General features: G+C 53.1%; 7 protein-coding genes. 1 reads left to right on the top strand and 6 read right to left on the bottom strand.

Going from position 1 to position 8,943, the window contains the following annotated elements; genetic code table 11:
- Positions 1-304 precede the first annotated feature (304 nt).
- The 5 genes from AAGJ81_14900 to AAGJ81_14880 form a co-directional block, all read right to left on the bottom strand.
- Positions 305-1,375, bottom strand: coding sequence for a transporter (locus AAGJ81_14900; GenBank protein ID MEM0967433.1), 1,071 nt, complete (start codon positions 1,373-1,375; stop codon positions 305-307).
- Positions 1,376-1,509: 134 nt separating this feature from the next.
- Positions 1,510-1,881: a hypothetical protein gene (locus AAGJ81_14895; GenBank protein ID MEM0967432.1), complete on the bottom strand. Its 372-nt coding sequence runs from the start codon at positions 1,879-1,881 to the stop codon at positions 1,510-1,512.
- A gap of 122 nt (positions 1,882-2,003) precedes the next feature.
- Complete coding sequence (locus AAGJ81_14890) at positions 2,004-2,393, bottom strand: translation initiation factor (protein MEM0967431.1); 390 nt, start codon at positions 2,391-2,393, stop codon at positions 2,004-2,006.
- Between the two features lie 226 nt (positions 2,394-2,619).
- Positions 2,620-5,652 (bottom strand): preprotein translocase subunit SecA, encoded by a 3,033-nt coding sequence (gene secA, locus AAGJ81_14885; protein ID MEM0967430.1) that lies wholly within the window; start codon positions 5,650-5,652, stop codon positions 2,620-2,622.
- A 26-nt stretch (positions 5,653-5,678) separates the two neighbouring features.
- Entirely contained in the window at positions 5,679-6,611 is a 933-nt protein-coding gene (locus tag AAGJ81_14880) for a UDP-glucuronic acid decarboxylase family protein (protein ID MEM0967429.1), read from the bottom strand.
- 186 nt (positions 6,612-6,797) lie between these two features.
- Between AAGJ81_14880 and msrA the strand changes: the two genes are divergently transcribed.
- The gene (gene msrA, locus AAGJ81_14875; GenBank protein MEM0967428.1) at positions 6,798-7,310 is read left to right on the top strand and encodes a peptide-methionine (S)-S-oxide reductase MsrA; all 513 of its coding nucleotides are present in this window, start codon (positions 6,798-6,800) and stop codon (positions 7,308-7,310) included.
- 20 nt (positions 7,311-7,330) lie between these two features.
- Here the strand turns inward: msrA and AAGJ81_14870 are convergent, their stop codons facing one another.
- The gene (locus AAGJ81_14870) at positions 7,331-8,866 is read right to left on the bottom strand and encodes a hypothetical protein (GenBank protein ID MEM0967427.1); all 1,536 of its coding nucleotides are present in this window, start codon (positions 8,864-8,866) and stop codon (positions 7,331-7,333) included.
- Positions 8,867-8,943 lie beyond the last annotated feature (77 nt).

The following is an 8,943-nucleotide window of genomic DNA, read 5'->3' as shown; positions in this document are numbered from 1 at the left end:
GGATGAGCCTGAGCAGTCCCGCGGATGCGGGACCCGATTGGCACGGGTCGCAGACCCGCCTCCAATCGGGCCGCCTTGCTCAGACTCATCCCCCATCCCGCCATAACTATCAATCCTTCTTAAATTTGGTATTACAGCCGTAGGAAGAGGGTTTATCCCTCGAACAGGATTCATCTTTCGGCCATCCGTATCGAGGCGTGAACCTTCTTCGCTCTGCGAGCTACGAAGGTCGAGAGCCTCCTCCTACAGAAACGTCTAATTGTGTAATGAACTTACCTTAGACCACACTACAGCTTTTGCATATCTACCACGACTTCTGCCAGCCAAGGGTGAGCACCCAATCGGTTTCGAGTTGTAGTCCGTTGAGATCCTGCCAGAGCGGTAGACGGATGTCTGCTGCGAAACGGTGGCCTCTCAGAACGCCGCTCGGAACGATGAAATTCACTCCGAGAATCGCATCCAGCACTTCCCCTCCGTAGTTCTCGTTGAAGGCGGTAGTGACTGAGCGTCCGGCAGGTCCGACTCTTCCAATGCCTTCCTGTGTGCCTTCCAACTCTCCGGTCCATTCATAGGAAAGGCCACCCTCGAGCGAGACCCAATCGGCAACGACGTAACCGGACCACGCGACCAGTTCGAATTGGTCGCCAAGACGGTAGCCATTGTCGTTTTCGCTCTCTAAACGAACCGTTCCGTTGGCCTGAACGCCATAGGACCAGGTTTCGAAGGCTCGCAACCAGGTGATGGATGGAAGGAGGTCGAAAGTGCCCGATCCCAATTGCATGGAAGCGGGTAGTAGATTGGTATTGAACGTGGGTGGCATGCCTGGCCGGGGCGTCTGGTCCTTCTCGTCGATGGATCCAGTCGGAAGGCTTAGGCTCAAGCCTATGTGTGCTTTTTTCTCGTCTTCGTTGTAGAACTGGTAGAGAGCACCGACCTTCGTATCACCGAATCCATCCGTCTCGGTTCTGAAGGTGTCGCCTCCAACCACGTTGAAGAGCATTTGAGGTGCCCCTGGGTTGATTCGATGGTCCATCGATTTGAATGTGTAGTTTACCATTCCAACGAGGGTGAGAGAGTCGGTCGGTGCGTACATGACGCCAAACATATTCATGTCCATGGTCATATTTTCCGGCGTGATCGTAAATCCTTCGGCGAAAACACCGGCAGAGCTGACGCCATTCGTTCCGGAACGCATACCGTCCATCTCCATGCGCATATAGCGGTAAGAAAGCATCCACTCTCCCGCATCGTGGGTGTGGTCTGCCATGATTGAAATAGGTGCGTGACTGTCGGGACGGTCCAATGGCTCGGCGTTGTGAGCGATGAGTCCTCCGGCTGTGAGAACGCCGGCTGTCGTGAATAAAATGAGTTTCATGAGTGCAAGTAGTTGAGAATTGAGAAAGGCAACGCCTTGAAAGGATAGGCGCTTTGGGAGAGTACTCGTCTGCGAGACTGGTCTCCCTTGTTGAAGAGGTGGGATCTGCTGAATCCCACCGAAGCATCGTTATCTCAACCTACTCGGGGAGGTGGCCGGGGAACGTCGTGAGAGACTTTGGGGTGAGTCAGAAGTTCTAACTGCACATTGGAAAAGGACCGATTCGGTTGATCGGTCAGTCGCCGAAGATTAGGCACTGGAAGGAGTTTTATTTCCCTCGTTTCAGAGGAAGAGACGGCGTTTGTCTCTTCGGGAGCCTCCGATACGTCCCGCACAAACTGGCAAAGTTCACAGGGTCTTTCGCCGCTAAAAGTGTCTGTCAACGCGGTCTGAAAACCATCTTGAGTCGAGTAGGAAGCGATCATCCATCCCCAGGCGGTCAATTGGAGCAGTGCGGTGGGTCCAACAAGAAGCCAGAGGGAGAGGACGATTAGCGAAAACCGCATGGTTTTTCGAGTAATGGATTGCAGAAGAGACGCTAGAGACTCAATCCCATTACCAGGTGTCGACCGCCCAAGCCTCTTTGGCAAAAAAGGCCATAGTCTAGAAGCATCTATTTTCGAAGTCTTCATCCTCCAGCCCGAATGGGTCGGAACCCTTTCTCTTCCAGAATTCTCTCCGCGGCCTCTCGACAGTCGCCCTGAAGCTGGATGCCACCGGGAACTCCAGTTCCCCCGGTTCCGATCCTTTTCTTGAGGTCAAAAAGAAGAGATTCCCGTGAACGTGGGTCCAAGGTAGTTAGGCCTTGAAGGGTGGTGACCGTCTTTCCGCCTTTACCCGACTTCTCTCGCCGAATCTCGACTCTCATACCAGTCTTCTTTTTTGGATCGGGCAATTCCGGTTCCGCTGGTTTTGTAGCTACCTTCGGGAGAGGGGAAGAATCGAGAGATGCGAAGGGGTTGTCTGAACCAAAGGTGCCTGCGGTATCGGTTGAAACCTTTTGTTTTTTACGGCCCATCGAGATCTTTGTCAGGGACTCAGAGGTGATTCCTTACATCACTCCTTTGGAGACAATAAAGAGGAGCGGCTGCTTTAGCTGCCGTTTTCGGAGGAGAGTAGATACAGACACACTGCTTGTCGGCAGCTGAACCGACTCCGCTGAAGCTTCGATGGTCAAGAGCAGCCGCTCCGCTGGTATGTTTCGAACTCTGATATTGTGCCACGTCGCTAACGTATTTTTGTCCTTACGAACCTGCCTTCTCCTTAGCGGTAACGAGTTCCCAGCCCTCGTTCTGAAGCAGTGGTTCGGCTTTCTTGAATTTCATTTCCCGCTCTTCACCGGCCTTCCGGATTTTCACAATCTCGTTTCGGCCAATCTTGGGAATCTCTCGACGAATGGTGACTTTTGGCAAAGCAGGAGCCTGCCTCGATTGAGGAGGACGGCCTCCTTGAGCGGCTGCACGGGCCGCCTGAGAAAGGGTAGATTCATCAGAATCCGAAGGACCCTGGACCTTGGCATTCTTTTGGAGTCTCGAGAGCATTTGCTGGAACGCCTGCATGTTCGTCGCAGTGCGGAACATACCTGTGCAGATCTCGTTACGCAGGTTCTCCATCATCTCCTGGAAGTAGACGAATGCCTCACTTTTATACTCGTTTAGCGGATCTTTCTGACCGTAGCTGCGAAGCCCGACGCTTTTGTTGAGTTCCTCCATCTCGGTCAGGTGGTCCTGCCAGAGTCGATCGATCGACCGGATAACTACGTAACGAGCGAGGCGTTTCAATTCATCCTCATTTTCCAAACCGGCTCGTTGCTGAAAGGCTTCGCGGATGCGGGTGATGAGATCGGAGGCGAGTTTATCCGAATCGTCGAATTGCAGCTCTGCCTCCTTGAGTCCGATCGGAAAGTGGTAGTTGACCCAGTTAACGAACGTCTCGGCTTCCCCCGTATTCGTCTCTCCCTTGACGCCCGGTGCGACAGCCGTGTCGAGTCGCTCAAGGATCTCTTCCTCGATCATCTCGAAGGCGATATCGGATGGGGTGTCTGATTGGATCGCGCCATTGCGCAGCTCGTAAATGATTTCCCGCTGCTTGTTGAGGACGTCGTCGAATTGCAGTCGACGTTTCCGGATCGAGTAGTTCCTCTGCTCGATCTTCTTCTGGGCGTTCTCGATCGACCAGTTGAGGGTTGAATGAGAAAGTTCCTCCTCGTCCCCTAGAGACTTCTCCAAAATCCTTGAGAGAGGGCCTTGATTGGCGAACAAGCGCATCAAATCATCCTCGAGAGATACAAAGAACTTGCTCATTCCCGGATCTCCCTGGCGCGCGGAACGGCCACGCAGTTGTCGGTCAATTCTTCGGGATTCGTGCCGTTCAGTGCCGATTACATAGAGTCCGCCTTTTTCCTTCACGCCGTCGCCCAGCTTGATGTCAGTTCCTCGTCCTGCCATGTTGGTGGCGATGGTCACCGCTCCTGGTTGGCCGGCGCGTGAAACGATCTCCGCTTCTTGTTCATGGAACTTCGCATTGAGGACGCTGTGGGTGATTGAAGACCTCTTTAGCATCCTGGAAAGCACTTCTGAGGATTCGACTGAAGCAGTTCCGACGAGAACCGGTTGCCCTTTCTTGTAGGCCGTTTCGATTTCCTTGATGACTGCGTTGTATTTCGCGCGGCGGGTCTTGTAGACGACGTCGTTGATGTCGATCCTCTGGCACGGGAGGTGAGTCGGAATCACCATCACATCAGCCCGGTAGATTTCGTGAAACTCGCTTGCCTCTGTTTCAGCGGTTCCAGTCATGCCACTCAGTTTTGCGTAGAGGCGAAAGTAATTCTGTAACGTAACCGAGGCGTAGGTCTTCGTCTCTTTTTCAATTTTGACACCCTCTTTGGCCTCGACTGCCTGATGAAGACCATCACTCCAGCGACGGCCTGGCATGAGTCGCCCGGTGTTTTCGTCGACGATCATCACTTTGCCTTCCTGGACCACGTATTCGGTGTCCTTTTCGTAGAGGCAGTAGGCCCGCAACAGCTGGCTGATGCAGTGCATTTCTTCACTGGCTTTCTCGAACTTTTTCTGTTCCCCCTCTTTTTTCGCCCGCTTTTCGTCAGCGCTGAGAGACTGATCCTTCTCAATCTCCATAAAGATGAGCGGGAGATCCGGGAGAACGAAAGCCTCCGGGTTGTCCGGGTGGAGCAGGTTGCGCCCCTTTTCGGTCAGGTCGGCCTGATGCTGCTTCTCATCGATGATGAAAAACAACTCTTCCTTCAGGTGGAATCTCCTCGTTTTGTTCATGTCGTTGTTCATCTCGAGATCGAACTTCTCGAAACGCTTACGAATCGCCGGAGTTTCCATCAGGCGGAGGAACTGCTTGTTCTTCGGTGCACCCTCTTTTACCAGAAACAATTTCGAGACGACGTCGTCCGAATCATCCCCTTCATCGAGCTTCTTTTTCGCCTCTGAGACGAGTTCATTGCAGAGACGCTGCTGGGAACGGGAGAGACGTTGAATGCCAGGTTTCAGCTCATTAAACGGCATCTGCCGGTCGTCTTGCGAGGGGCCGGAAATGATCAGCGGGGTGCGGGCCTCGTCGATCAGAATGGAATCGGCCTCGTCGATGATGCAGAAGTAGTGATCACGCTGCACCTGATCTTCCATCCGCGAGGCCATACCGTTGTCCCGCAGGTAGTCGAATCCAAACTCCGATGCGGTTCCGTAAGTGATGTCACTGCCGTAAGCTTCTTTTCTTGCGGCAGGATCCATTCTGTTTTGTAGGCATCCCACCGAGATTCCTAGAAAGCGGTAGAGATGCCCCATCCATTCAGAGTCCCGCCGCGCGAGGTAATCATTGACGGTGGCGAGTTGGCAGTTCTTTCCGCTCAGTGCGTTTAAGTAGAGGGGAAGGGTAGCCGTGAGAGTCTTTCCTTCTCCGGTCGCCATTTCACAGATGTAGCCCTGATGAAGGGCCATTCCGCCGAGAAGCTGCACGTCAAAGTGAACCATCTCCCAGGTAAGCTCATGACCACAGACATCGATAGTCTGCCCGCACATTCGGCGTGCCGCATTTTTCACCGTCGCGAAAGCCTCTGGAAGAAGTTCGTCCAGCGTTTCACCATCACGGACCCGCTGTTTGAATTCCTCTGTTTTTCCCTTCAGTGCGTCATCGCTCAGTGCCTTGAATTCTTCATCCAGAGCATTGATTTTTTCGGCGACGCTTAGTCCTTTCTTCCGAAATTTTCGGTAGTGGCGACCAGCGAGGGATTTGAAGACTAGGGAGATCATGCGAAAAGTTCTGGGATTGGATAGGCCTACTCTTGAAGGTAATCACGGAAGTACTCGATGGTGCGTGTGAGTCCCTCTTCGAGCTGGACGCGGGGTTCCCAACCCAGTTTCTCTTTCGCGACATCGATCACCGGCTTGCGCTGCATCGGATCGTCAGCCGGGAGTGGCTCATTGACAAGCTTGGAAGAGCTTCCGGTAAGACGGATGACCCACTCCGCCAATTCTTTAATCGTAAATTCTCCGGGGTTACCGATGTTCACCGGACCGGTTATTTCATCCTGATCCATGAGGAGAAGAAACCCGCTGATCAAATCGTCGACGTAACAGAAAGAGCGGGTTTGCTCACCATCCCCGTAGATCGTGATGTCTTTTCCCTGAAGCGCCTGAACGATAAAGTTTGAAACTACCCGTCCATCGTTGGGAAGCATCCGCGGGCCATAGGTATTAAAAATGCGAACGACGCGGATTTCGACGCCGTTTTGTCGGTGGTAGTCAAAGAAGAGGGTTTCCGCACAGCGCTTGCCCTCGTCGTAGCAAGCGCGCGGACCGATTGGATTGACGTTTCCGCGATATTCTTCGGGCTGAGGATGGATCGTGGGATCTCCGTAAACCTCGGAAGTAGAGGCCTGAAAGATGCGGGCGTTTACTCTTTTTGCGAGACCGAGCGAATTGATTGCCCCCATCACCGAGGTCTTCACCGTTTTAATCGGGTTGTGCTGGTAGTGCACCGGTGAAGCTGGACACGCGAGGTTGTAGATATGGTCTACTTCAAACTTGAACGGATCCACTACATCGTGACGGACAAGCTCGAAACCAGGATGTGCACGAAGGTGTTCAACATTCCGTCGCCGACCGGTAAAGTAGTTGTCCAGGCAGATCACTTCATCGCCTCTTTCGAGTAGGCGTTCGCATAGGTGGCTTCCTAAGAAGCCGGCTCCTCCAGTAACAAGTGTTCTCATCGTAATCTTCGCAAAGTAACTAGAAAAGCGTTTTTCCAGCGTCCTTTCAATCTTCCTTCGGAATTATTTCAGGGAGCCTCGCTGGATCCAAAATTTGAAACTGAGTGCAGGTGCGGGCGAACTCGGACCCTCCCTTGAGCCTGAGGCCCGTTTGCAATCTGGTCCATCTTCAACGATCCTACTTTCATGGAAAATGAAACAGATGCGATCGTCCTTGGTGGAGGTTGTTTTTGGTGTTTGGAAGCGGTCTTTGAAGACCTTGAAGGTGTGCTGGATGTAGTTTCCGGCTATGCCGGAGGCGAAGTCGTGGATCCTAGCTACGAGCAAGTCTGCAGCGGATCAACCGGACACGCGGAGGTGGTCCAAATCACCTTTGATCCGTCAGTAACCACTCTTGATGAGATCCTTTCGGTCTTCTGGAGGTGTCATGATCCCACGACAAAAGACCGTCAGGGTGCCGATGTTGGCTCACAGTATCGTTCGATCATTCTCCCTTCCTCCGATCAACAGGAGTCGGTTGCGAGAAACTCAATGGACGAAGCTCAAAAGTCATTCTCGTCGCCAATCGTGACAGAAATTACACTGCTGGAGAAGTTCTACCGAGCGGAGGATTACCACCAAGACTACTACGCGAACAAACCGAATGCTCCGTATTGTGCCTTTGTGATCCGGCCGAAGCTGCAAAAGCTCGGGTTGTGATACTGAATTCGCTTTAGGCTCTAGTAGCTGTATTCCACAGTGTCACCGTTGTTCATCGTGACGCTGAGGGTGCCCCCGGAAGAGTTCACCACAAGTTCGGTGTAGTCTTCACCATTCACAGGAGAAATTGGAACAAAATACTCCCCCTCAAGAGCATTGTAGGGAGCACTGTCCAATCCCTCTTCTAGCATGTATTGCTGCCCGGCGGACGCAACTTGCCTGAGATTGTTCAGAACTGCCTTTTGCTGGGAGGTTTCCCTTACTTTTTGGACAGCTGGGATAGCCATCGCGGAGCCCACACCTGCAAGTAAAGCAGCTGGTTGAATGGCGAGGTTGGCTACGGTGGTTCGGTGAGAGGTGTTTAGGTTGGAAGCCGTGTAAATTCCCTCGGGTCCAACGGTAGAGACAGAAGCAATTGGTTGAGGAAGGGGTGGGATTAAGGCGGTGAGCAGCGTATTGAACCTGAGGTCTCTACCAGGAGTCATCGCCATGGATGTCTCTACAGCCTGCTTGATTCCTTCAATCAGCTCAGGCGTTGCATAGGTAAAAGACACTCCCTCCGGTGGAAGAAAGTTCGCTGCGGTTTTGAATGCTTCCGAATCCCGCAGTTTTGGATCACTTCCCAAGCAACTATTAAGAAACTCCGGATTGGTGGCAAAAATCATCCGGCCAGTAGCACGGTCGCCCGTGATCACGGGATTCAGAAAATCAAATGGGGGTGGAGCGATTTCATTTGAGGTGATTTCGAACCCGGTCGTGGTCTCTTCCCAGTTGAGTGAAGGGTGAGGGGCTACGGCCGGTTTCATGGATTCCACCAGCTCGAGTGCGCCGTCGACGACCAGAAGCATTTTGGGAGTGGGGAAGCCGGCAAATCCTCCGACATACAGCGGTTTTTCCAAATCGAGGTCGAGGATCAAAATCATTCGGTTCCCGGCGGATTCAAAAAGCTGATTGATCGTTCTGCCACCGAGTTGCGGGAGGCCACGGCTGAGTGGTGCGGCAACTGCGCCTCGGCCAATAGGCCCTGCCAATGCATCCGCAACCGCGAGAACGGTGTCACGGAGAACCGTCGGTTCGTAGGAAAACTCCAGAACAAGGTCTGCGTCAGCAGGGGCGAGCTCTACAGAATCAAAGGGTCCGGCGGAATCACCAAAAACCCGAAACAGCCCTTTTACACCCTCGGGGAAGTAGAGGATCGAGCGGTTGTGAAAAAAGTCCTCACCAATCTGGTTGGAGCTCATTCCGATTGCGTCGAGAGCAGACAATCCGAGCACATCCATCACCTGAACAAAGTTGAGGGGTAGGGGTGGCATTCCGGGAACGCTCTCCTGCATCGAGCTTACTGCGGCGTTCAGCGTTTCGCCCAGTTTTTCCGGTTCATCGGTCAAGTCGATGAAGGCGTAGAAGACTCCCCCGAGTTGCAGGAATTCCGAGGTCCGGTCGAATTGAGGGGCTCTTTCTGCTTCGGGAAGGAGCCCAGTCGGCGATTCGGATGAAGGTCCACAACCGACGAGGAGAGCGATCATGGGTAGGGTAAGGGTCCAAGTGCACTTCATGGTCTGGTGGATAGAATTAAACCTCAGTCCGCGCAACCAAAAGTCGCCTGTAGACTGAGAAAGTCCGATAATCCGGG

The sequence above is a fragment of the Verrucomicrobiota bacterium genome, from assembly GCA_038744685.1.
GTDB lineage: Bacteria > Verrucomicrobiota > Verrucomicrobiia > Opitutales > Puniceicoccaceae > Puniceicoccus.
This window is presented reverse-complemented; position numbering and strand designations above follow the sequence as displayed.

Excerpts from the sequence above, each read along its gene's own strand:
- secA (MEM0967430.1), bottom strand. The coding sequence starts at position 5,652 with ATGATCTCCCTAGTCTTCAAATCCCTCGCTGGTCGCCACTACCGAAAA.
- AAGJ81_14880 (MEM0967429.1), bottom strand. The coding sequence starts at position 6,611 with ATGAGAACACTTGTTACTGGAGGAGCCGGCTTCTTAGGAAGCCACCTA.
- AAGJ81_14900 (MEM0967433.1), bottom strand. The coding sequence starts at position 1,375 with ATGAAACTCATTTTATTCACGACAGCCGGCGTTCTCACAGCCGGAGGA.
- AAGJ81_14870 (MEM0967427.1), bottom strand. The coding sequence starts at position 8,866 with ATGAAGTGCACTTGGACCCTTACCCTACCCATGATCGCTCTCCTCGTC.
- AAGJ81_14890 (MEM0967431.1), bottom strand. The coding sequence starts at position 2,393 with ATGGGCCGTAAAAAACAAAAGGTTTCAACCGATACCGCAGGCACCTTT.
- AAGJ81_14895 (MEM0967432.1), bottom strand. The coding sequence starts at position 1,881 with ATGCGGTTTTCGCTAATCGTCCTCTCCCTCTGGCTTCTTGTTGGACCC.
- msrA (MEM0967428.1), top strand. The coding sequence starts at position 6,798 with ATGGAAAATGAAACAGATGCGATCGTCCTTGGTGGAGGTTGTTTTTGG.